The 24,625-nt window shown below is 49.0% G+C and carries 17 protein-coding genes; 11 read left to right on the top strand and 6 right to left on the bottom strand.

Annotated elements, in window-relative coordinates:
* The first annotated feature begins 28 nt into the window (after window positions 1-28).
* The 4 genes from ACYU8Y_RS14955 (at window position 29) to ACYU8Y_RS14940 (ending at window position 5,705) form a co-directional block, all read left to right on the top strand.
* Complete coding sequence (locus tag ACYU8Y_RS14955; protein WP_460938558.1) at window positions 29-1,279, top strand: glycosyltransferase family 4 protein; 1,251 nt, start codon at window positions 29-31, stop codon at window positions 1,277-1,279.
* A gap of 30 nt (window positions 1,280-1,309) precedes the next feature.
* Window positions 1,310-2,893, top strand: a complete 1,584-nt coding sequence (locus ACYU8Y_RS14950) for a hypothetical protein (protein ID WP_460938556.1) — start codon at window positions 1,310-1,312, stop codon at window positions 2,891-2,893.
* A gap of 48 nt (window positions 2,894-2,941) precedes the next feature.
* Window positions 2,942-4,630, top strand: a complete 1,689-nt coding sequence (locus ACYU8Y_RS14945; RefSeq protein ID WP_460938554.1) for an IPT/TIG domain-containing protein — start codon at window positions 2,942-2,944, stop codon at window positions 4,628-4,630.
* A gap of 235 nt (window positions 4,631-4,865) precedes the next feature.
* Window positions 4,866-5,705: a LytTR family transcriptional regulator DNA-binding domain-containing protein gene (locus ACYU8Y_RS14940; RefSeq protein ID WP_460938552.1), complete on the top strand. Its 840-nt coding sequence runs from the start codon at window positions 4,866-4,868 to the stop codon at window positions 5,703-5,705.
* A gap of 109 nt (window positions 5,706-5,814) precedes the next feature.
* On the opposite strand, the gene ACYU8Y_RS14935 is transcribed toward ACYU8Y_RS14940, so the two are convergent.
* On the bottom strand, window positions 5,815-6,297 hold the full coding sequence (locus tag ACYU8Y_RS14935) for a response regulator (RefSeq protein ID WP_460938550.1): 483 nt from the start codon (window positions 6,295-6,297) through the stop codon (window positions 5,815-5,817).
* 462 nt (window positions 6,298-6,759) lie between these two features.
* On the bottom strand, window positions 6,760-7,080 hold the full coding sequence (locus ACYU8Y_RS14930; RefSeq protein ID WP_460938548.1) for a hypothetical protein: 321 nt from the start codon (window positions 7,078-7,080) through the stop codon (window positions 6,760-6,762).
* 856 nt (window positions 7,081-7,936) lie between these two features.
* Between ACYU8Y_RS14930 and ACYU8Y_RS14925 the strand changes: the two genes are divergently transcribed.
* Window positions 7,937-8,404, top strand: coding sequence for a response regulator (locus tag ACYU8Y_RS14925; protein ID WP_460938547.1), 468 nt, complete (start codon window positions 7,937-7,939; stop codon window positions 8,402-8,404).
* A 580-nt stretch (window positions 8,405-8,984) separates the two neighbouring features.
* Window positions 8,985-11,987, top strand: a complete 3,003-nt coding sequence (locus ACYU8Y_RS14920; protein ID WP_460938545.1) for a right-handed parallel beta-helix repeat-containing protein — start codon at window positions 8,985-8,987, stop codon at window positions 11,985-11,987.
* A gap of 93 nt (window positions 11,988-12,080) precedes the next feature.
* Here the strand turns inward: ACYU8Y_RS14920 and ACYU8Y_RS14915 are convergent, their stop codons facing one another.
* Together ACYU8Y_RS14915 and ACYU8Y_RS14910 are read right to left on the bottom strand one after the other, a co-directional pair.
* Window positions 12,081-12,797, bottom strand: coding sequence for an outer membrane lipoprotein-sorting protein (locus ACYU8Y_RS14915; protein WP_460938543.1), 717 nt, complete (start codon window positions 12,795-12,797; stop codon window positions 12,081-12,083).
* A gap of 107 nt (window positions 12,798-12,904) precedes the next feature.
* Entirely contained in the window at window positions 12,905-15,472 is a 2,568-nt protein-coding gene (locus ACYU8Y_RS14910) for a TonB-dependent receptor (protein ID WP_460938541.1), read from the bottom strand.
* Window positions 15,473-15,822: 350 nt separating this feature from the next.
* On the opposite strand from ACYU8Y_RS14910, the gene ACYU8Y_RS14905 reads away from it, so the two are divergent.
* Together ACYU8Y_RS14905 and ACYU8Y_RS14900 are read left to right on the top strand one after the other, a co-directional pair.
* On the top strand, window positions 15,823-16,782 hold the full coding sequence (locus tag ACYU8Y_RS14905; RefSeq protein ID WP_460938539.1) for an SGNH/GDSL hydrolase family protein: 960 nt from the start codon (window positions 15,823-15,825) through the stop codon (window positions 16,780-16,782).
* Between the two features lie 356 nt (window positions 16,783-17,138).
* Entirely contained in the window at window positions 17,139-18,401 is a 1,263-nt protein-coding gene (locus ACYU8Y_RS14900; RefSeq protein ID WP_460938537.1) for a hypothetical protein, read from the top strand.
* Between the two features lie 94 nt (window positions 18,402-18,495).
* On the opposite strand, the gene ACYU8Y_RS14895 is transcribed toward ACYU8Y_RS14900, so the two are convergent.
* Complete coding sequence (locus ACYU8Y_RS14895) at window positions 18,496-19,578, bottom strand: endonuclease/exonuclease/phosphatase family protein (RefSeq protein WP_460938535.1); 1,083 nt, start codon at window positions 19,576-19,578, stop codon at window positions 18,496-18,498.
* Window positions 19,579-19,821: 243 nt separating this feature from the next.
* On the opposite strand from ACYU8Y_RS14895, the gene ACYU8Y_RS14890 reads away from it, so the two are divergent.
* The 3 genes from ACYU8Y_RS14890 to ACYU8Y_RS14880 all read left to right on the top strand — a co-directional run bounded on the left by ACYU8Y_RS14890 (window position 19,822) and on the right by ACYU8Y_RS14880 (window position 23,556).
* A complete protein-coding gene (locus tag ACYU8Y_RS14890) occupies window positions 19,822-21,744 on the top strand; it encodes a hypothetical protein (protein WP_460938533.1) in 1,923 nt (640 codons plus the stop codon).
* Between the two features lie 309 nt (window positions 21,745-22,053).
* Window positions 22,054-22,509 (top strand): YsnF/AvaK domain-containing protein, encoded by a 456-nt coding sequence (locus ACYU8Y_RS14885; protein ID WP_460938531.1) that lies wholly within the window; start codon window positions 22,054-22,056, stop codon window positions 22,507-22,509.
* 69 nt (window positions 22,510-22,578) lie between these two features.
* Entirely contained in the window at window positions 22,579-23,556 is a 978-nt protein-coding gene (locus tag ACYU8Y_RS14880; protein ID WP_460938529.1) for a YsnF/AvaK domain-containing protein, read from the top strand.
* A gap of 94 nt (window positions 23,557-23,650) precedes the next feature.
* Here ACYU8Y_RS14880 and ACYU8Y_RS14875 read toward each other — a convergent pair whose 3' ends face one another.
* On the bottom strand, window positions 23,651-24,529 hold the full coding sequence (locus ACYU8Y_RS14875; protein WP_460938527.1) for an alpha/beta hydrolase: 879 nt from the start codon (window positions 24,527-24,529) through the stop codon (window positions 23,651-23,653).
* Window positions 24,530-24,625: the final 96 nt, after the last annotated feature.

Below are 24,625 nucleotides of genomic sequence, written 5' to 3'. Positions count from 1 at the left end.
TATCAACCCAACTAAACGAAATCGCCCAATGTATATCAGCATTTTAGGCTCCATTGCAACCGACGATCTGTTGACCGAAAGCGCCCGGCAGCAACTGGGCACTTACCCTAAAGGGCAGGCTGGCGCGCCACTGATCAGCAATCTCATCAAGGAGTATCTCGTGCGCGGGCACAAGGTACTGGCCGTCACTCAGGATGATAGACTGCCCGACGACGAGCCCCCCTTCGTGTATGAAGATCAGCAACTGACGTACGTCATTGTGCCCAGACGAAAACATACCTTTCGGCCCAACGGCAAGCGCCCCGGTCGGACGGCCGATTTTTTCAGTTTCGAACGGGCTCAGTTGCTGGCCGTTCTGCGGCACTACAAACCGGAGGTTGTGCATGCCCACTGGACGTACGAGTATGCGCTGGCGGCCCTGTCGTACACCCCCGACGCGGTCATTACGGTTCATGACAATGCCCGCATCATCTTTAATTACGTCCGTACCCTCAACCGCTTTTTCCACCTGCTGCTGGCCCGTTATGTTTTCCGGAAGGGTCAGCGGTTTACGGCGGTGTCACCCTACATGGCAGCAACGGTACAAAAGTGGACGGCGAACCCGGTTACGGTAGTTCCCAATCCTGTGCCGATGCCTGCCAGGCCAAGCACGCGATCTATCCCTGAAACACCGATTATCAGTATGGTGGTAAACGGATGGGACGACCGGAAGAACAGCAAAAATGCCCTGCTGGCGTTCAAAGGAATTCAGCAGGTGCATCGAAATGCCGTGCTCTGGGCGTTTGGAACGGCCTTCGAGCCCGGCGCTGAAGCCGACGCCTTTTGCCGGGAACATCAGATTCCTAACGTAATCCTTCATGGCCTGACTCCTTATGTCGAGGTACTGGAAAAAGTATCTCAAAGCTCGCTGCTGCTGCATGCATCCCTCGAAGAATCATTCGGCATGGTACTCGCCGAAGCCATGAGTTATGGCGTGCCGGTGGTGGCCGGAAACGATAGTGGGGCCGTTGCCTGGGTTGTGGAAGATGGTGGCTTACTGGTCGACGTGACAAAAGTGGAGGAGATGGTCGGTGCCGTCGATACCCTCCTGTCGGACAGGGCACTGTACGAACAATGTGCAGCCAATGCCATTCAGGTCGTAAAAACACGATTTCCCGTCGAGCGTATCGCCGATCAGTTTATCGCCCTTTATCCGGCTTCTCAAACCAGCCCGGAAACAGCCGAACGTGCCCAGCCAGTCCATAGCCAGTTAAGTCTCGATTCTGCCTACAAAAGCTAGGGTTTTGGGTATAAATTCTCCGCGACGCGTATGAACCAGCAAAAGAAAGAAACTCGAATACTAGGTGTCGCCTTGCTACTGGTCGTCTCCGTCAGCCTGATTACCTCGTTATTTTTCAAAGAAAAATGGCTGTGGATGGATGAAGTGTTGAGTTATTTATTGATTTCTGACCCATCGATTGTTCACATGAATGATGCGCTGGTCAGCAGCATGGATCAGAACCCGCCCATTTTTCCGAACGTCTACTGGCTTATCGGCCATCTGGTAAACGATCACCCCCAGTTTCTCAGAGCAGTAACCGTTGTTACGTTCGCCGTTACGGTGGTGTTGCTCTACCGGTACACGACAAAGCTGATTGGCAACCCCGTTCTGAACGTTGTCCTGATCACGGCGATTATCGCCTTCACGTACCTGAACCTGAGCCTGTCGACGCAGATACGCGGCTATGCGCTCTTTCTGCTCGTCAGTCTGGGCTATTTTGTCATCATGCACCGGCTTATGGCATCGCCTAGCCGGACTAGTTTGCTGGTGGCTTTCGGCTTGCTGGCTTTGCTTCTGGTTTTCAGCCACAGCTTTGGCTTGTTTTACGCGGCTGCTTCGGGGGCGTTTTTTGCGGGACTGTTTCTGCTGTCCAGCGACCGGCGTTATTTACTGGTTCTGGCCGTTCACGCGCTGGTTCTGGTCATCTGGCTTTTGGTATGGTACCCGAATTTCGTTATACAGACCCAGGCAGGCAAACCGCATTCGTGGATTCCCCTGCCAACGTTTTGGTCTTTTTTCACGATTGTTGGCGAACTGGCACCAAGCCTGTCATCGACGCTGGAACGCAAGCCGGTCTTCCAGTTTTTACCGATTCTCCGGTTTTTACTACTGGTTGGGTTGTGGACATACATTGCCCTCCCGCGTCTGAGGAGCACTAAATTCAGGGACCTTCTCCGCGATAAAGCCTTTACATTTTACCTGCTTTCGGGTTTCATGTACCTGATTCCTATTGCAATTTCGCTCGTCGTTTCGCTCAGCTTCAGGTCTGTATTTATCAGTCGGTATTTGTGGCCGGGTCATTTGCTGGTCATTTACCAATTGGTGTATGCCTTCTATTTTTTTCGCAGCCGCTGGAACGTCCTTCCGGGCAGGCTGGCGCTGGTCACCAAATTAGTACCCTTGTACATGCTGCTGCTGGCTGGTTTTATCTTTTATCAGAACCGCAAAGTGACGGCTTTCCCCAGTGGCGTGCTGTCTTATTTGCCTCAACTGGATAAACGATACCCCGTCTTTGTCGAAACCGCCGATTACTTTCTGCCCATCTGGTTCCACAACAAAACGACCCCAGTACGGTACCTGCTGGATTGGGAAACCGCACTGAACGAGAACAACATATTGCAGGCAACAGTAGCGCACAAGGTGTTGAAATCAGTACGGGAAAAATACCACGTGAACGACATCATGACGAAGCAGGAGTTCAACCCGACCAACGTCCCTCACTTCTATGTTGTCGATGAAAGCAGCAATTATCAGATCGAAGAGTTTATCAAGACCGGTAAAGTGCAGATCATCCGCGAGTTACCAATTGACATTGCAGGGCACCGTCTTTTAGAATGTAAGTTCCGTTCCTGACCGGTGCTCACTTTTCAGTAAGTGTTTTTAACTAAATAACAACGTACTATGAAACAAGTAAAACGAGTCTCAACCAGCCTGCTTCTCCTGGTTGCCCTGATGGGAATTATTATTTCCTGTAAGAAGGCAACGACCGACGATCCGCTACCCCAGCCCGCCACAACGACCATAACTGCCATCAGTCCGGCTACGGCGCCGGTGGGCAGCACAGTTGTCATTACGGGTACGAATTTCAGTACAGATCCAACCAGCAACACGGTTTCCATCGGGGGTGTAACGGCTACCGTCGTATCGGCCTCATCGACACAGTTGGTTGTCGTTGTACCAGCGGGCGCAGCGAGCGGTCCGGTCTCCGTAACGGCCAGCGGGCAGACGGCCCAGAGCCAGGCGACGTTCACGGTTGCCATTCCGGCCGCTAAACCCGTGAAAGAAGTGCAGGGAACGCTTTTTGCCAACCTAACCTGGACTAAAGACACGGTCTACCAGCTTCGGGGAACGGTCTATATTCCGGAAAATTTTACGCTGACCATTGGGCCGGGAACGGTTATCAAGGGTTCAGGCCCCGAGCTGGACCCCAAAGGTACCAATTATGCGGGTGCTCTTGTCGTTGAGCGTCGCGGGGCCATCAGAGCACTGGGTACGGCTACTGCCCCCATTGTATTTACGTCGGCAAAAGCGGCTGGCCAACGTGCACCGGGCGACTGGGGCGGCTTGGTGCTGATCGGTAAATCGCCAGTAAATCAGTCGAGAACGGCTCCCTATCCCAACGGTATCCGGAATACGGTGGACGCGTACGGTGAACCCTTCGACAACTCCGGCACTCTGCAATACGTTCGCATCGAGTACGCGGGAGCGGTTCAACCGACTACCCCGGCAACCCGGCTGGCTGGCCTAACACTTATTGGCGTTGGCACGGGTACGGTTATCGACCACGTTCAGGTTTCGTATAGTGGCAGCGATGCGTTCTCGTGGTTTGGCGGCACAGCCAGAGCTAAAAACCTGTTCGCCTATCGCAATACCGACGACGACTGGAGTATTGACTGGGGTTTTGTCGGTAACGTCCAATTCGGTGTATCGCTGCGCGATCCGGCCGTAGGCACCTCGGCGGGTTCCAACGGATTTGAAGCCGAAAGCTACCAGGCTACGGAGGCCGGTGATGTTACGCCGGTCGTTGCCATCAACGGCTATACGCAAACGGCGCCAACATTTGCCAACATCAGCAACTTTGCGTTTAACACGACACCAACGACAGGGTTCTACCAGGCTGGCATGTATCTGCAGCGCAATACAGCGATCACGATTTACAACTCCTTATTTTACGGTTATCCGGAAGGGTTGCACCTTGCCGGGTCGACAGTGGGCGCAACGGCAAACCTGACCAGCGGTACGCTGGACCTGAAAGGTATTGTCCTGGCCAACGTGCTGACACCCGTAGTTGGTGCGGGAGCGGTCACGACCGATCAGGCCACAGCCTACTTTACCGCCAGTGGGCGATCCAATCAGATTATCCAAACATCGGATTTGGCATCGCTGTTGCTGCCGGGTGAAAACTTCAGTTTGAGCGCCCCCAATTTCTTACCACAAACGGGCTCTCCCCTGCTAATGGGCGCAGTGACGGGTGGTAAGTTAGCGGATACGTTCTTTACGCAAGTAACATACCGAGGAGCTTTTGGTACGGATAACTGGACTACTGGATGGACAAGTTTCAACCCTCAGGCCAAGGATTATGACCGCTAGCTCACTAAATAATACGTTATAAACCCAGGGTTGTTGTCTCTTGATGTGACAGGCGGAATGAACACACAGTTAGTTGGTACCTTGTGTTCATTCCGCACCCAGGGCTCTGCATAAAGTGATTGTTACGAATGGCTCATAGACAACACGACTTCATGATCGACAAGAGCTATAGAATAGATATTTATACTAAAGACACCTAAATAAAAGCGAGTGCGTATCTCAACGTATTGTTATTATGAGCGTTATTAAACCTGCCTTACAATATCCGGAACTTATAACCCATTTATCGGGGGCCAACAATTACTGCTGGCTCCATTTTCGGAATGGTGAAAAAAAATTACTGGCGAAACCAATCAGTTACCTGGAGTGTGAATTACCCGGATTTATTCGGGCTCATAAAACGGTCCTTATTAACCCGGAGTATGTAAAAAGTTTACATCAACCACCCCGCCAGAAAATGGCCGGTGAAATTCAGTTAAATAATGGACTTTCCTTTCCGGTCAGTCGCCGACGCTGGAATCAGGTAGTCGATGCGCTGGCGTATCGAATCGCACCCATTTCCAGCAAAGGCGCTGTAGAACAGCCAGGCATCGATGTTCCGACCAAAGTCTCGAGTCCGGACGTGGCAATACCGGAAAAATCTATTTTGCTTGTTACCGATGACGAAGCCAGTGCATTGCTGGTGGGGCAGATGATCGAGAAGAAGTGGCTCAGCTACCGGTTTCATAGTACCAATCAGGCCAACCATTTACCCGATTTATTATCGGGGGTTACCGAAGAGGAATACCCGGCCCTGTTGATCCTGGACGCTCGCACCACAACGTTGGAACGGTTGCATACCCTGCAAAAGCTCAAACAGCATCCTCAACTATGCCGGTTACCCATTATCCTGCTGGTTTCTCCCACCGACAGCTTAGTAACGGACGGGTATCGACGGCAGGCCAATTCAGTTATTTCGCTACAGGATGGGTACATTAGCTTCGCCCAAACCATCGAGCGAGTTTGCCAATTCTGGCTATTAACGGCGGCTTTGCCAGGTGCAACGAAAATGGCGGCCGTCAGCGAAGTAAAATAAGTTTGTCTTTGCCAGAGGGTGGCTTACCCCTTCAGGGTTTGCAGAAGCGCTAACCTGTAAAAGCGTACTAGCCAACTGCGTTAAAAGACCACCCCTGGCAAAGCCCACCTTAAATCGAAAACAGCAAGGGCGGAAGCGTAACGGTTTCCCACCAGTACGTACGAAGCTCTTTGAAATAAGCCAGCCAGCCCGAGAAATCTTTCGGCTTCACGATGTAGGAGGAACTACCGAACTGGTAAGAATCGGCAATATCCGTAGAATCGTTCGATGCGCTCAGGATAATGATAGGGATTTGATTACAACGAGAGGGCATGCTTTTGATCTGTCGAAGCAGCGCCCAGCCATCGGCCCGATCAGGTAAGTATAAATCCAGCAGGATCAATTTGGGAGCTTCCCACTCCTGCCAATGCCACTCATCGAACATTGCCAACGCTTGTTGCGTAGTGGTTGCCAATACCGGCGTGACTTCGGCAAGACATTGCTCCATAGCCTTTTTCATAATCAGCCAGTGATCCAGGTTGTCTTCTACAATGAGTAGTTTAGCTTGGTTAAAATTAGTTTTGATTGTATCCAGCGATTGTGAAACGGGCATGAGAAGGGTATTAAATAGCTTGGTCACAAGTTACTCAATACCCTTCATTTAACACTTAGCGGCAATCAAAAAATAAAATGGATATTTCGGGGCTAACATATTTAACCACACGTATGTAGAGAGCGCCTGCACGTGCTTCTCACAAAAGCATCATTCGAAGTCGGTTATTCGGTTACCAAGACCACATTGACTGATCTGGTTATCGACAACTCAGTTTTTCATGAAAAGGTCACGCATCGGAGGTTTTCTAAATGCGCTTTGCCAGGTTATCGGTCGTCTATTTTTTTGCAGAAAGCAAAATAAGTACGTTACTTATTTCTTAAAACTTGTGCCCTTCCCAGGCAGTCAATTCATCGTTCATTAAAAAGCTTAACGTTTACATGTACTAGCAGGGCCGTTTCCTCATTATCTAAGGAGTTCGAACCTATTAAAAAGGGGATTAAATTTTGATTAATGTATCAATCAACTTGATAAAACAAACGTGATCGTTTTTGAGGATGCATCAATAGCTCTTTCCTGAATTATCAAGCCCAGATCCTCGTCAGAGAGTCGGTCACCATATTGGGGTAGGTAACCAAAGGCTTCATAAAATTTTTCGACGTTGTAAAAACATACGGTCAGCTTGAGTATCCAATCATCTATAACCGACTGATTTTCATACCAGTCGTCCACATGTGACAGTTTTTTTATTAAATGAAGCTGCTTTTCTGATAATGTGAATTGTACTCGCCAATCGTTAACAATCCATTGTTCATGTTCGATAGCGTCAATCAAGGTTCGCATAATGTCCTTCTCAATAACACACAATAATTTACTAATCGGGGTAAAGTAAACTATTGTTTTGCGCTTTTCACAAGAATCGTATATTGTTAATTATCGTCATATTGACTCTACTCCATTAAAAAGATGTGCTTCTAATTCGCGTTCAGAACGGGCTTCCCACTAAGTACACTATATTGGCAGATTAAAATATAAATTTGACTATTTTCCAAAGGTAACATTTGTTCGATTAGACTACTGTTTTGCTAAGCCTACCGGTATTCAGCTATTGGCCAAGCTTCCTCCAAACGATGAAAATGTCAGCGACAAGTAGGTAATCGCTTACTGAGTAGGATAACGTGATTGCTACGAGCCTATCACCGGGTAGCTCGAATTGTACATAGCTGCAATCAATTATTGACAAGTATAAATCGGTACTAAGGCTTTTCCCGTATATCTAATTAATTGAAGAGAAGTGATTTTTTAATACATGGCCATGCGTAAAATCGGACTAATAATCTGATTTACTAAAATAAGTTTTCGTCGTGCTGTAAAGACATTTCCAGCCGATTACACACAACAAATCACTTCCATATAGTATTGATTTTCAATAATTTATGCTTCTAAATACTCATTATCTGATACATTATCCGATTGAATTTACTACCACATCTACTACTGACGGCTTATGCATTTTGCAGCGCTTGTAATGTATACAATGAATTGATGAGTATACTAAAAGAATGTCACGTGTGAAAATAAATACGTACGATAAGTATATGACAGATAGGATAGAAAATCAGTCAAATGACGTGGGTGGCTGCTTAGTTTGTCAGTATATTTGGTATAAGTAAGTTTTTAAGCAATTATTTCAGCCTATATGACAAAGTTACCTACTACGAAACGTCGAAAATTACCCAGGATTCCGATTCTAGTCGTTGAGGATAACGCCGATCAATGGCTGATTATCCGCTCTGCTCTGGCTCAGTGCTTTCCAGAAGTAGAGCCCTTGTGGATGAATAACAAAGTACAAGTAATCCATCATTTAGAAAACTGCTTATTGACGGAAAAGCAGTTACCCCATTTGGTGTTGAGTGATTTATATTTACCCCGTAGAGAGGATGGTTTTTCGCTATTGGAAGCAATAAAAGGCCATTCTGTTTTCCGACAATTGCCAATCGTTATTCTGAGTAATTCTGAAGACAGCACTGATATTGAAAAGTCATACGCACTCAGCATCGCTTCCTATATTGTCAAGCCTGTTACTTATCACCAGTGGCTCAACTGTTTTTATACATTCAGACGTTATTGGTTAGAAGCCGTCAGGCTTCCTTCCCACTCAAATTGAGGCACTTTCTTAGCTACTGTTTCTCTTACTATGGCCCTAATTCATCGTTTTACGTTGTAACGTAAAGCTTCCATCAGTTGTAAATAAAGAATCAGGCACTACGAACCAGATGAGCTAAACTGGTTCGTAGTGCCTGATTCTTTATTTAGAGGTATATCTAAAGTTTAACCAATTAAATTTTAATTTATTAAGCGGTTGACAATTTATTAATATATGAATAATAAATAGAATATCTTCTTACATTTATTCATCAGTCCAAAATTAAACAAACAGGTTCATCAAGTTTATTTATTGGATAGAATCGTAAAATAAAAAGGACCATATGGATAGTCCATATCGCTTATTATTAATTTAAAAATTATGGATTCGCACCATATCAACTGAATAGGATACACTTATCTATCTTATTCAGACAGCTAATAATATGTATTCAAGGTTATACAAAAAGCTAACTCACTGTTTAAGTATACTCGTAATTGCTATTCCCTTCTCCGGTAGTTTAGCTCAATCGACTTACTATGTAGCCAACACAGGCAACGATGCTAACGATGGTCGTTCTGTTACGTCTCCTCTTAAAAGCTTGAGCCGCGTTAATCAATTAAGTTTACAAGCGGGGGACTCGCTCCTGTTCCGCCGGGGCGATACGTTCAGTGGAACGTTAGTGATCAGAAAGTCAGGGACATCCGAAAAACCACTCTTTGTTGGCGCCTATGGGCAGGGAGCCAAGCCGAGGCTCACAGGAGCCGTTCCAGTAAAAAACTGGGTCAATGTGGGCAACAACCGGTGGCAGGCAGCCTGCTCCACTTGCGGAGATGGGGTAACGGGCGTATACCGAAACGGACTACCGCTCCCGTTAGGCCGCTATCCTAATCCGGACGCGCCAAATCGCGGTTACCTCACGGTACAGAGCCATACAGGAGCCACTCAATTGACTAGTCAGCAAGCCCTGACAACGAACTGGACCGGGGCAGAAGTCGTGCTTTTCCCAACTTACTGGATTATCGACCGGGCCACCATAACGAAGCAAACGAACAACACGCTTACCTTAAATAACTCGTCGACGTATGGCCTTACCGACAACTGGGGCTTTCTGATTCAGAACCACCCGGCCACGCTCGATCAACCCGGCGAGTGGTACTATAACCCTGCTAATCAGACGGTACTGCTCTACGCAAACAGCGGTAACCCCAATACGGAGACAATTACGGCAACCGCCTTTGACCGGGCTATCGATATCAGCAACTCGGTTTTTATAACCATTAAAGGCCTGAACATTTCGGAAGCAAAACATGAAAACTTATACGCTAACACGGTATCAAACCTAGTTCTGATAGACAATGATTTTAGTAGAGCGGGCGAAAATGGACTGGTTTTCAGCGGATCCGGCACGAATATTCTTGTTGAGAAAAACTCGATTTCTCACATCAACAACAATGGCGTTTATATAGCTGATTACCAGAAGTTTACCTTTCGAAATAATACTATTCGGGACGTTGGTGTTCTGCCCAATCGCGGCAAAAGTGGCGATGGCCAGTTTACTGGTTTTCAGTCCTTTGCCACTCAAAATACACTTATCGAAAATAATGTAATCGATAGCGTTGGCTATATCGGTCTGTCGGTCTCCAGCAACAGCATAATCCGGCAAAATCTGATTAGTAATTTCTGCATGGCGAAGAGCGATGGTGGAGGCATTTATCTCTGGAATGGCGCCCAGTTACCGCTGCAGAACATTCAGATTCAGTCGAATATTATCCAGAAAGGGGTCGGTACCTTTGGCCCTCTATCCGCCACAGAATACACGGGGGCACACGGGGTATTTCTGGACGACTGTGTTAAATCCGTTACCATGACCGACAATACCATCACTGATTGTCATGGTCTGGGCATTTACCTGCACGCGGTCAATCATGTAAAGCTGATTCGGAATACCTCCTTTAACAATACGGTCGGCCAGCTTATCCTGTACAATTACGACGCGCCCTGCCTGCCTCGTGATAACGTCCTGAACCAAAATATACTGGTTGCCAAAACCGCTACTCAGTCGGTCGTAGGCTACATATCGGGTGCAAACGATTTGAGCCGTTTTGGCCAGATGACGCAAAACTATTATGCCCGGCCGTTCAATGACGTCTTCACCATACGATCGGTTTACAATCGGACGGTTGTCAACGATTTAAGTCTGGCGCAATGGCAGGCTCAATTTGGTCAGGACGGGATGTCTAAAAGTAGTCCCATAACCTATAAGGATTACCGCATTAAGAGTTTGAAAAGCGCCAACTTACTGGCCAATTCGTTTGCGTCAACGAATGAAGGCTGGACAACATGGAGCCCTTACAACAACGGACAGGCTAGCTGGACTAATGCCGGACTTCTCGATGGGGGCAGCCTGCAACTGGGTTTTTCGACGGCCTCCGGTCATGCGGACTCGTATGTCCTGGCCTACAAGAATATTCAGACCATTGCCAAGTCGAAAACGTATCTGCTTCGGTTCGAGGCCCGTGCATTGGCCCTGAAAAAAATCGTTGTTTTTATTCGCCAGCAGAACAGCCCTTATCAGGACCTGAGCCGCCGGTATGAGTTGCTGGTTGAACCAACCAAGAAAAGCTACGAGCTGGCGCTAACCGCGCTTGCCAACGAAACAAATGCGTTGCTAACCGTTCAATTACAGGAAGACAATCAGTCTGTTTGGCTGGATAATGTTTCGCTGCAGGAAACGACCATTGAGTCAGTGAACCCCAGTGAGTGGATCAAACTTGTTTATAACCCGACCTTAAACGATAGTCTGATCGTGCTGAGCAGCCCCTACCGGGATGTCAAAAATCGGTACTATGCCCGCCAGATTCTACTGAAGCCTTTTTCATCGGCTGTTCTGTTACGGGACTCCCTTCCACCGGTCGATGTTAGTCTGACGCTGAAAACGGACCGCACATCGGTTAAAATAGGTGATGTGGTATCCTTCTCGCTTTCCCTGCATAATGAATCCACCGCTCATGGCAAAACACCCAGCCAGGTGCAGTGGGCCTGCCGGATACCAGCTTCTTTAACGATGGTAAACCAGCCAAATGTATCGCCCGAAGACAGTCTGTTGCGGGGAACCGTTCAGAAGCTACTCACCGATACTACCATCGTGTTTCGCATGAGGGCAACAGCCGCAGGGGATTACCGTGTAGCGGCTCAGGTAACGGCCTCAACATATGCCGATCCCGATAGTACGCCCGACTCGGGTACCGACGATGGCGAAGATGATCGAGCCGTTGTCGGGCTGCTGGTTCGGCACTTGACCGCGGCCGACACTACGGCTACAGCTATCGTTACGGCAACAGAGCCTCTGGCAGGCAGCACAAATCATGCGGTTTATCCGAACCCCACCGGCCATGAGTTTTCGTTTATTGCCGAAGCAGACATAATGTCCATTCGGCTTACAGACATGCTGGGCCGCGAATGTTTTCTTCAGGAACGAATTCGTCGGGACCAGCTGATTCAATTTGGCCAACAGCTATCCACTGGCTATTATTTGCTGTCTATCCAGTATAAAACGGGCGAACAGCGAACGGTGAAGCTACTGAAAATGGGTGGGCTGTAAGTGCGCTTCGCTACATTGATTCTAGTTAAAAATGCCGAAAGCCACTCTGAATAGAGTGGCTTTCGGCTATGAGATGAAAAGCTAAAAAATCCCTTACTTGGCTGGCTTTTTGAAAATAGCCTCATCTACTTTAGGATTGATCGTAAGCTTGGTTGTCACCATTGTCAGGGGGCCCATTTGTGGATTGGCAATTTCCATGGTGTTGGGGAATTTAATGCCTTCTACATCTTTATAGTCCGAAAAGCCCATTTCGCCCTCCTGCCCGTTCATAACCATTTTAACTTTGCTGACCAGATACGTGCTGGCATCAACGTACTCATCCACCGTTTGCCCCTCTTTTGTCGTTACTTTCAGGTGGTAAGCGTCTTTACCGTCTACCTTTTCTTTACCCACCAGATCAACTTTGTTTCCTTTTTCTTTATAGTTGACCAGCGGACCAAACGGATCAAGCTGCCCCATCTGCTGCTTAATCTGATCGGCGGGCATATCTTCGGGCTCACCCGTTCCCTGCATCATTGTCGGGCGCAGCATCCAGCCGGTTGTCCCATTGACGACCTGAATCATGGAATTGCCCATTACCGACGATTCGGAACGCATTGCTTTACCGACAACAATCGTTGTTTTGCTGGGTATCTCCATGCCCTGCACCGAAAGCGACCGCTCAGTAACCAGCGTAGATACGCCTTTCAGTTTGTCCATGCCACCCAGAGCGGCAATGTGTTTGTCAATAATTTCGTCAGCCGTTTGGGCGTAAGCGCCTGCGGAAACGAGAGCAGCCAGGGTAACGGCCAGGAGTCGGTTAGTTTTCATTCGGTAATTGGACCAGTTAGTTCGTGTAATTTTTCAGAAAAGTAATCACTTAAACAACAACTCAGTGTTTTAATCAGCATAAAGTAGGCGTACCGGTTCAGCCTTTACTAGCGGGGTGTACCGCCACCGGAAGACGTGCCACCGGCTGGAGCCTGGCCACCGCCGTCGCTCTTCACGTCATCGTTGTTGACCGATTTTGCCTTTTTACGGGGCGCATCCATCGTCATCTTCCCGATTTTATACGTAAACGTCAGGCGAATACCGCGGTTGTATAGATACACATCGTTTACCTGACTGAACTGCGCTGAATTCAGGACCGTGTGGATATTGAACCGGTTGGAGAGAAAGTTTTCGGCTGCGATCCCTACGCTTCCTTTTTTACTCTTGAAATCCTTCTTGACACCGAGCGTGTAGAACCCAAAACCGCCCTGGGTTCCCTGTAGCTGCACCTGTGAACCCTGCAGAAAGCCGAAGGCCTGAGCGCCCCATCCGTTACTAAACTGGGCCGAAGCGAATGTTCCTCCGCTCAGATTGAACCCCGTGTTGGTCAAACTTTCCGAAACGCCATCTGCGTTGGTCACTTGGCCGGTCAAGCTGGTGTAAAACACGTTCAGGAACAGGCCAACATTGATTTTCGAGGTCACGGCCACGTTGGCAAATGTGTTGGTGCCATACGTATACTGACGGCCAATGTTCTGGTAAGTCGTTACGATAGCGCCCACCAGTGTATCGGATGGCTGCCGAACCTGGGTGATGGCGTTGTTGGTCGAGCGGCCAAAGAAGGTTGCATTGATAAACGTCTTCTTGATCGTTTTACTCACGCCCAGTTCGAAATTATTGGTTAATTCGGGGCGCAGCGATGGGTTACCAATCGTGATGTTCTGCGGGTTGGCCGTGTTGAAGTTTGGGTTCAGCTGTTGCAGGCCGGGCCGCTGAATCCGGCGGTTGTAGCCTAGTTTCAGCGTTGTCCCTTTAAACGTTTTCGACGCATTGACACTGGGAACCAACACTCCATAATTGCCAATACCAAGCGTGCCATCCTGTTCCGTACTGGCATCGATAAAGGTATGCTCGTAGCGTAGCCCTCCTTTCAGGGTGTATCGCTTCTTGGTCGTATAGGTATACGAGCTATAGGCAGCGGCAATATTCTGATGATAGAGCAGCGCCCCCTGAGTTCCATTTTTTTCGGTTGTAAACTCACCCGTTGGGCCAGCCAGTAAGTAACGATAGTCACTGTTGACCTGCCGGGTAATGCCTTTCGCCCCGAACTCGATCAACTGGTTTTTCTTGATAGGGGTCTGGTAATCAGTCTGCAGCGTAAACTCTTGGTTCACGTTCTTATTCAGGTTCTGCTGACGACCGGTCAGAGCACCCGACCCGTTCAGCAGATTGGCATCGAAATTGTTAGTCAGATCGTTACGGCTGTAGAGCGTCGAAATGCTCCATTCCTGCTGAGGTTTGAACGTGTGTAGGTAATCGACATTCACATCGACCGTTCCGGAAAGGTTTTTCGTACTTACATCCCGGTTTGAGTTTGCCCCAGGCGTGCCATTCGTGAACAATTGCGTAACCAGATCCTGCTGACTGAGCATATTCCGTACGCCATACCGAACGCCGGCCGTCAGGCTCTGATTTTTAGCCAGATCATAATCGAAACCCAGGTTATACTGCCCAAACAAGCCATTGCTGGTCCCATCGCCCGACTGGCGGGTCAGGGTAGTCGCGCCGTTTACCTGACTGGTTTGATCGAGGTTGGTTTTTGTGATGGTGTTGTACATCGCACGGCCGAAACCACCGAGTGTAAACCCAGCCTTACCCTTCCGGTAACTACCATTGAGCGATAGCATCGATCCCCGGTTACCTACCCCAGAGTCAATGTTAAGGTTCAGTCCCTGCAAGCTGTTCTTTTTGGTGATGATGTTGATAATCCCCCCCGACCCTTCGGCATCATATTTGGCCGATGGGCTGGTAATCACCTCGACCGTTTTGATCTGGTCGGCCGGAATTTGCTTCAGGGCATCGGCAACGCTGCTGGCGACAATGGTACTGGGCTTGTTGTTAATGAGCACCCGAATATTGGAACTCCCCCGCAGCGAAACATTGCCATCCAGGTCCACCGTTAGCAGCGGCACTTTCCGCAGAATATCGGTGGCGTCTCCGCCCTTGGCCGTAATGTCTTTATCGGCATTATAAACCAGGCGATCCACTTTCTCTTCGATCAGGGCCGCCTGCCCGGTTACGGTTACTTCCTCAAGCGTTTTGACACCTGAGTTAAGTTTAATGACACCCATATCCAGTGTTTGCCCATTGGCCAGCACCACCTGATCGATTAGTTTATTCTGGAAACCAACGAATGAGATGAGCATTCGGTACTCACCTGCAACCAGTTTCGACAGAACGAACTTACCTTTTTCGTCGGCGACTGTACCATCGACTGTTTTTCCGGTGGCTTTATTGATGAGGGCGATACTGGCAAATTCAACCGCTTTAGCCTGCGTCGAATCAACGACGGAGCCCGTTAGTTTGGCGTTTCCTTTCGGACTTTGATCTCCGGCCGTTCCGGGCAAGGCTTTGGGTTGCGTGGTGCCCCCCATGCCCGGAAACTGGGCCCTGGCGGGTGTAAGTAAACTGGCAGCAAGTAATGTTGTAGCAATAAGTATAGCGTTCGATTTCATGGCGTTGCTTTAACTAGAACAAAGGTGTAGACAGCAGCGCGAACCCGAAATCAAAAGTGGACAAAGGGCAGAATAAACCGGATAGACATCGGTTTATTCCTGACGAATGAATTCCCAATAATGCCCTGACCGGCCGTATTGACCAGGGGTTATGGCTGTCAGCCAACGGCCTATTCAGCCATTCTCGAACAGCCAGTGGCTATTTGGTACAACGAAGCCAGTATATTCTTTACGCTCAACCACTTTTCACACCATGCCCGGGAATTGAATCGGGACGAGTCGACTTGTCATCATCCAGTTCATCAGTTTCCTGTATTACGGACTGGCCAACCCCAGCATACATACCCCGAATGATCATCAGACACGCAACGACGACGCTTAGCTACTTTCTACTTCTGGCTAGTCAATTATGGGGGTTGAGTTACGCCCAATCTCCTTTCCCGGCCAATGTCCGCCGGGTTGTTTTCATCGGCAACAGCATCACATACGCAGGCACCTACGTGGTCGATATCGATGCCTATTTCACAACACATTACCCGAAACAAGCGCCTGAATTCATTAACGTTGGCCTGCCGAGTGAAACCGTTTCCGGTTTGTCGGAAGAGGGCCATGCAGGCGGGCAATTTCCCCGACCCGACCTGCACACACGGCTCGCCAGGGTGCTGGCCCTCACGAAGCCAGATCTGGTTTTTGCTTGTTACGGCATGAATGATGGTATCTACCTGCCGTTCGACGAAAGTCGGTTTCAAAAGTTCAAGGAGGGCATCAACTGGCTCCATCAGGAAGTGGTCAAATCAGGAGCCAGCATCATTCACCTGACGCCACCCCTATTTGACGAACTAAAGGGCGGTCATCCGGGCTACGCGGCTGTGTTGGATCGTTATACCGATTGGTTATTGGCGCAAAAAACAGCCCAGGCGTGGGACGTAATCGATATTCACTATCCGATGAAACAATACCTGGATGCGCATCGAAAGGTCGATTCCGATCAGGCCATTGATGGCTTTGCCCTGGCTGAAGACGGCGTTCATCCGGGTGCCGTTGGGCATTGGATTATGGCCAGAAGCATCCTGTTGGGCCTGGGCGAAAAAGCCGTTGCCAAGGCTCCTAATCTGGCAGTCGCGATAGGACCGATACCTAACGCAGCACAACTTATTTCGCTGGTGACCGAACGTCAGACCATCCTGAAAGATGCGTGGCTAACGACCGCCGGGCACGACCGACCGGGGATGAAAACGGGCTTGCCGCTCAATGAAGCCAAAGCCAGGGCCGCCAATTTAGACGCCCAAATCAGGGCACTTAGTCGATAGTACCAATTCAAAGGGCAATACATTACATTGAGTAAATGGGTTAAGATACCGGATGACTTGATGCGCTCTTCTGGTCAAAGACATAGAATGTTCATCGAAGATGTAACCTAACCTAGTAGTTCCAATAGCCCGGCTGTTGGCGCAACGAATCTGGCCCTTTGTATAGCGATCAAACACATTGAAAATAGATTCTTCGGTGGAAACTTCTCATCTGGCCGTCAATGTTATTTATCTACACAGAAGCGCTTTGGTAACCTCCCTAAAAATCGTTAATTTAGCCCGTAGATAGCCAACGTATCTAGCGGCTGGAGAACGGATGCGCCATCTTACCACTCTTTAACCCCATACATTAATCAATGAACAAAACCGCTGGGACATTCTTTGATCCCATCAGCAAAGTAAGAATTCATCAAAACAACTATACCATCGATCAGGCCGAAGCGGCCAATCATGGTTTCGATCTGGCCGTTAAGCAGTTTCTGCGCGACTGGATTGAACAGGGTACCGTATCGACCAAAAGCCTGGATGGCGAAGGCGATATAGAAGAGTTTGTGGAGCAGGGTGCATTACGTAGCTTTTTTAAACACCGGGAAGATGCCTTCGAGCGACTGCTCGAACAAGAGCATATAGCCCGCCATTTGCTTCGACCTATCGACGAAGTTTACTTTCAGAATGATGCTTATGAGCCGCTACTGGCTCAGTTTGAGAAGCGTATCTATAACATTGCCGCCCAGCGCGAACACCTGGAGGTTCCGTTTCGCTACAGTCCGCTTAGTCGGCAGGGTACTTACGGCGACACCATTCAGCTAACCGACGCGAACGGCGAGCCACCCCGAGAAGATATCGGCGTTTATTTTGGTACCCGTCGTACCGACAGCACCGCATTGACCATTCTGGCGCATCAGCTGCGCTGGGAAGCGATGGTGCCCTCTGACTATGAACTTCCGGTTCATGTCATTACGGAAGGCTACATGGACGATTCATTACGGTCGGTTAAGGCCATGACCGAACAGTTGAACGAAGAAGGCGCTACGCAGCCGCATTGCTTCGTGATTCAGCGACGCCACGCAGCCGACGATCGCCATTTGGGAGCCGCCCTGCTGGTGATGAACCCGGCGTTGCCTTCGTTGCCCCAGCGGATCATATTTTGCGATACGCTCAATCCGGGTCAGCGACCACCCTGGTGGGATAAATTCAAACAGAAAATAGATGCCGTTTTTCCACAGCCGACCGATCAGGCACTGGCTTCGGACAGGCTTGAAGATGGTGGTGTAAAACTGCAGCGTCTGCACGATGGCGTACCGGTGCGTCACCAGGATATTGACTGCGCCTTTTATACCGCATCTATGTGCCGGGCGCTTATTCAACTGGCTAAGGCCGATGCGGAGTTGATCCTCAATGGCTCCATTGAAGCGGTCGTTAGCCAGATGACAGCCCGGATGCCTGAGTATTATGAACAGCCAAACCAACCCAAAGAGCCTGCCGAAGTACGGGAAGTTAACGTAATTCGGCGATGGAATACGGGGTGGCAGGCCTTAAAAAATATGATGCAGAACCGACTGACGGATCTGGCGGCACAACTATCGGTTTCCAGCGAGCAACCTCTGGAATTCTCCTAGTCAACCTGTAATGCACACGGGCAACCCCTATCTGGGCTGCCCGTTTTTTTTGCAAGACACTTCTACACGTATATAGATTAGCGTTCAAATCTAGTTAACTTTCTTTTGCTTCAATTATTTTTTCGTGTGCCTCTTCCAGATCATCTTTTTCAGGCTCGGGTACGTCTTCGGTAATGCGCTCCGGCTCGGATACGTACGTTAGGGAAATAAACATTGGAAAATGGTCAGACCCGCCATTGGGCAGCCGTAGGATTTTCTGCAACTGAAAATGTGTCGAGACAAAGACATGGTCCAGGGGCCAGCGCAGAAAGAAATACCAGGCATGGAACGTATTGTACAACCCACGGCCAATGCGTAGGTCCAGCAAACCACTCACGCGTTGAAATAGACGGGTCGTATGCGACCAGGCTACATCGTTCAGATCACCGGCAACGATGGTAGCGCCCCCCCTTTTTCGGGCTTCTTTGCCCACCAGCAGCAATTCGGCATCCCGCTCCGTCGATCGGTAATGCTCCGTGGGGCTGGGTGGCATGGGATGCACGCCATAAAAATTGATGATTTGCCCAGAGGGTAATTCCAGTTGAGCATACACGGACGGAATATCGTCCTGAATCAGAAAGCGTAGTTCGTGGTGACGAATCGGTAAGCGCGAATACAGCAGCATGCCATACGTATTTTCCAGCGGATGCAAAACCTGGTGGGGATAATTGGTCGCTATCGGTGCCAACGCATCCTGCCATTTCTGGTTGGTCTCCAGAAGCAGAAGCACGTCGGGTTTGTGTTTATCCACCAGATTCCGGACATGATCTGTTTGGGAGTTGTCCATCAATACGTTGGCTACCAACAATCGAATCGTGTTCGTCTCAAGGTCATCGTTGCCGGTTCGGCTCGCTACCCGAACAACCTGTTTCTTATGCAGAGGGGTAAACGGGTAAATCAACCACCCCTGGTAGCATAGTGTTGCCAACAGGCTGATAGGTACCAGGCCATAATAATTTGTGAGTGTATGATCGAATACCAACCAGCAGACAAGCCCGATGGCCGCCAGTACGGTAAGCTGCAGGTGAGGAAAGTCCCACATCCGGATCCACCAGTAATCCAGACGAATGAAATTAAGAAATGAAGCTACGGTTACAACAATGGCATAAACAAGCAGGACATACTCAACAGTGTGCATGACGGTGTTAAAAATGGCGGTTGATGATTATAACCGCAAAAGCCGAGTATCGGTTTTTCACCAAAAGATAGTCCGCTTATTGTCAATCACTTGTGAATCCAAAAGGCTGTCGTAAAGTCAATTCACACACTGTATTCTTCGGTAGCAGCACTATTTTAACTGTTAGTAGAACGATACCCGCCAAACTGAGGCCTGATTAAGATATTGAGTTATATTCGTTGAGCCAATCTCCACACCTACCTGATGCACCGTTTATACGCTACCTCCCCTGTATTCAGTCAGTTTCCACTTTTACTGGCCAACAAAAAAATTGGTATCGGGCTTTTCCTGACGCTTACCCTATTGTATGGCGTTTTCTTCATCCGTAACTTTTCTGGGCCCCTGGCCGAGACGTTGCCTGGCGATACAGATCAGTGGGAATACATGGGGTATTATTTGCTTGAGAACCTTTCCTTCACGCCCCTGCCCCACCTCAGGTTAGTCAGTGATCAAACCTTTTTCCCGTACGGAACCAATCATGCCTTTCAGGGCTGGGCACTTGAGTCGAACAGTTGGTATGCCGTGTGCTACTTTCTTTTCGGTATGGGTCCCTGGCTCAATATATATTATCTGCTGAGTTTATTGATAACCAGCGGGGGTACGTACCTTTTGCTACGAACGGATTATAGTGACAAGCGTGCCTGGCTGGCTGGCTTCATGGTTACGTTCCTCAACTTTTATGCACTCAACAAGTACCCTGGTCACTTTGCCTATAGCGTCATTCATTGGACGGTCTTAAGCTTTATTACGGATTTTTTACTGGTCAGGCGGGTCGTTCTGTATGAGCGTATCCCGTTGACGATGATTTTGTTAAAGTTGCTCCTGCTCGCTTTATGCCTTGGTCTTGACCTGGGTTATGTGCTGGGGTATGCGCTAAGTTCGTTCACCATCAGTAGCCTGTTCATAGCTGGCCTGACGATCTATAGAGCTTACCAGCAACCGGACAGGGCAACAGCCGCAATGTATCAGACGATAACAGTTTGGCGGACTAGCTGGCATCCTGTCTACTCAACGGCCCTGCTGCTATTGTTCTGTTGCCTGGTTCTTTTTTACGTTCCTCTGTTACTGGATATACTACGGCAGACGTCCGTCTTCACCTTTGCCGACCCGTTTAGTGGCGGACATGGATGGATGAACCCTTTACGACTCGTTCAGCCTTATTTTCCAGGTTTCCATCTGGCAGACTACGCTATCAACAATCCGTTTCATGACATGCCAGAAGGTTACGGGGCCGGGAGTCCGGGTTGGTTGTTACTGGGTCTGGCGGCCCTTGGCTTCTGGCACACACCACGAGCTGTTCGGTGGGCTTATCTGCCACTAGCCGTCTTCTTTATTCTGCACTTCGTTTATCACCCAATCCATATACCCTCGTTACAGATTTTTCCCTGGTGCCGGTTTAATCGGCACCCATCACGCGTTACCCTTCTCTACCCAGTCATAGCGGCTATCTTCGCGCTATACCTGCCAGCCAGACTGCCCTCTTCCGTCTGGATAGCACTCCTGCTTACTGGGCTGATCGAAGTAAGTACGGTGTTTCACTATCGGTATACCTGGCAACCCTACTATTTCCCGGCATCGTTTGCGCCTTACATGAAGCGAATTCAGCAGCAACCAGGAGCGGCCATCCTGGACTGGCCCTTTTGCGTGGTTGGCGGTAATGGCGTAGGCGGAGTAAACGGTCTGTGTCCGCTATACAGTACAACCAGTATGCTGTACACATACAAACGGTTTCATGGGAAAAAGACGATCGGCCAGTATTTTGGTCGCCTTCATGACGCACAGATACAACCGTTTCTGAAAGCTGGCTGGCCACAATTACTTGCCCATGCTGAGCTACCTGACTTCATAAACGCGAAACACCTTACGGCCTGTTTCACCAAAACGCAGTGGCAATTTTTCGACCGTTTTTATACACTGAATGACTTCGCAGGCATAAACCTGTGTACCGATCTGCTGCCGGAATCCTGCGTAAACGCATTTTATGCCCGCTATGGGCAACCTATTGCCGAAACGCAGTTACCGGTTACGGGGCGTGTCGTTTTTATTCCTAAATCGGCCAGCGCCAGAGCTAAAGTAAATAGCCGGTTGGGAAAGCTCGTTCATTTTCCCTGCGGCTGCGGCAATTAAGACTCAAGTAAGCGGAAACCGTTGATGAAGCGGGGAACCCGAGTTGCCCGCTTCATCAACGGTTAGCCCAATGCTGGGCGATTGCTCCCTACAGATAGGGTTCCGATCATTCAAGTATGGCATTATGCCTCATCCGACAGAGAGAATAATTTATCCGTATTCAACAACCACACAAAATACAGTCAACTACTTCATTACCAAATCGTTGCTACGCTACGATCGGGCTATAACGCCTAAACTAATTAATCCCACAAAATACATAGGGCAAATATTTTAAACAAATCCTGGCTTTCTTCTCTTTAAGATGGCATGAACGACGAAGCTGATTCAATTCAAGTGCCGGACCAGATTCTGCCATCACCAGCAACGGCGTGGACTGAGCAAACCCATCGGTTTGATATCATCCACGAGCAAGTGCAGGTCGATAAGCAGGTGATCGAAACGGGCGTGGTTCATATAACAAAACGAGTAAATGAAGAACGTCAGGTCGTTAATTTACCGACCAGTCGGGAAGAGATCACGGTTGAACGAGTTGCGCGAAATCAGTACGTAGAAACGCCCCCGAGCGTTCGCTACGAAGGCGATACGATGATTATTCCGGTCTTGCAGGAAGTGGTTGTTACGCAGAAGAAAATCCTCTTAGTTGAGGAAGTCTACGTAACGAAACACCAGGTGCATACGCACCAATCACAGGAAGTCATCCTCCGGAAAGAGGACATCGTCATTGAGCGAACACCGATCACTCCCGATAAGCGATCGGACTGATAGCAATATCCGGCTTTGTATTACCACTTAATTAGCATACATACGTAAACTCAACAAAACCACAGAACAATGGCACAACAAACAGTAATCGGTGTATTCGATGATGCATCAGATGCGCAGCGCGCCGTAGACCAACTAGTAAGCAACGGGTTCTCTCGTGACAGCATTGATTTGTCAGCTCAAACGTCGCCAAACTATAGCGACAGCACAGCTACCCGGATTGATCGGGACGACGACGATGATAACAACAGTGGTATTGGTGGCTTCTTTAGTTCGCTGTTTGGTAGTGATTCGGATGATTCCCGCAAGTACTCACACGTAGCCAGCCGGGGTTCGGTGGTAACGGTTCACGCTCAATCATCGGATGAAGCCGAACGGGCCGCTGATCTGCTCGACGAATATGGCGCTGTTGATGTAGACGAGCGAGCAAACGAATACGGGTATGCAAGCTACAACCAAACCAGCAACGCACCCAACAGCGTCGACTACAATGCTGCCAGCACAGGTGCACCAACGACCGGCATTGGCGCTACCGGCACAGGCTATGGCGTAACAGACGATCTGACAAACACGTCGGATCGTATACCTACAGCGGATACAAACACCGATCAGACAATAAAAGTCATTGAAGAAAACCTGGAAGTAGGCAAACGGGAAGTTGAACGTGGTGGCGTTCGGGTTCGTAGCCGCATCATTGAACGACCAGTGGAAGAAAGCCTGCGCCTTCGTGAAGAACGCGTACATGTGCAACGGACACCCGTCAATCGCCCGGCTACAGCCGATGATCTGAACGCCTTTCAGGAAGGAAGCATCGAGCTGATTGAGCATGCCGAAGTTCCCGTTGTTTCGAAAACGGCCAACGTCGTTGAAGAAATATCGGTCGGCAAAGAAGTCAATGAACGTGTTGAAACCATCCGGGACACCGTTCGGAGCACGGATGTCGACGTCGAAAATCTGACCTCCACAGATCCGCTGACCCAGACTAATCAGACCAATCGCGCAATTGATCTGGACGATGATGCCAACACAGCATACACCAATCGGTAATTGCCCATACCATTAAAAAGCCCGGCCACGCATGCGTGGCCGGGCTTTTTAGTGATTAAACGTTGCACGGGTAAAACCTGCACAACAAGATTTCTTACCCGTTGATCAGGGAGCCATTTGCCTGTAGAACCTTACTAAAAAACAGCAATTGATAAGGCAACGCATTTCCCCAATACTCCCAGGTATGAGCACCAGGTCGCTCGGTGTAATCGTGCGGAGTTTTATTTTCCATGAGTCGCCGGTGTAAGTCGCGGTTGGTTTCAATCAGAAAATCGTCTACGCCAATATCGAAAATCAGCGGCAAGTTGTTTGCCTTGAGTTTGTCAACCATCGTCACCATGGTGTAGCCCGGATACAGTGCATCGCCCTCCTTAGGTGGTCCTAGTAGCTTGACAAAATTATCGGACCGCGATTTGGCAAAGTCGGCGGGCACTTTCCAGGTTGCCGTATTGATGTTCATGACACCGCTCATACTGCCAGCAGCAGCATATAAATCAGGGTGACGGCTCGAGATAAACATGGCTCCGTGACCACCCATCGACAAGCCCGCGATGATCCGGCCTCTCTTTTCACGAATGGTCCGGTAAGTGTTGTCAATTTTATCCATCAACTCTTTCGAAATAAACGTCTCAAACTGACTGGTCTTGACCAATGGGCTATCGAAGTAGTAACTGGTCGGGTCACCATCCGGTGTAACAATAATCAGGTTGTATTGGTCAGCCAGTCGTTGCAACAGTGTTTTGTCCGGCGTCTTCGTGAGCCAATCCCGAAAGCTGCCACTTCCCCCGTGAAGCAGGTATAGCACTGGTAGCGGCTGCCTGATTTTTTTGTAACGCTGAGGCAGCACAACGGCGGTTCGAAGCGTTCGGCTCATGGCAGCACTGGGCACATCGAGTGTATCAACGTTAGCATAAATAGCTGATAGGGGTAAAGTCAGCAGGATAATACAGGCTAACAAACGAAATAAGGTCATAAATAAGAAGAGGATTTAGGCGAGATGATGTATAGTATACGGGATTAAGACGCAAAAGATGAAGTTCTACCTCTTGGCCAAGATGTGAACAGATCT

Source organism: Spirosoma humi, assembly GCF_054776575.1.
The sequence above is the reverse complement of the archived record's forward strand: the minus strand, read 5'-3'. Positions and strand labels throughout refer to the sequence as shown.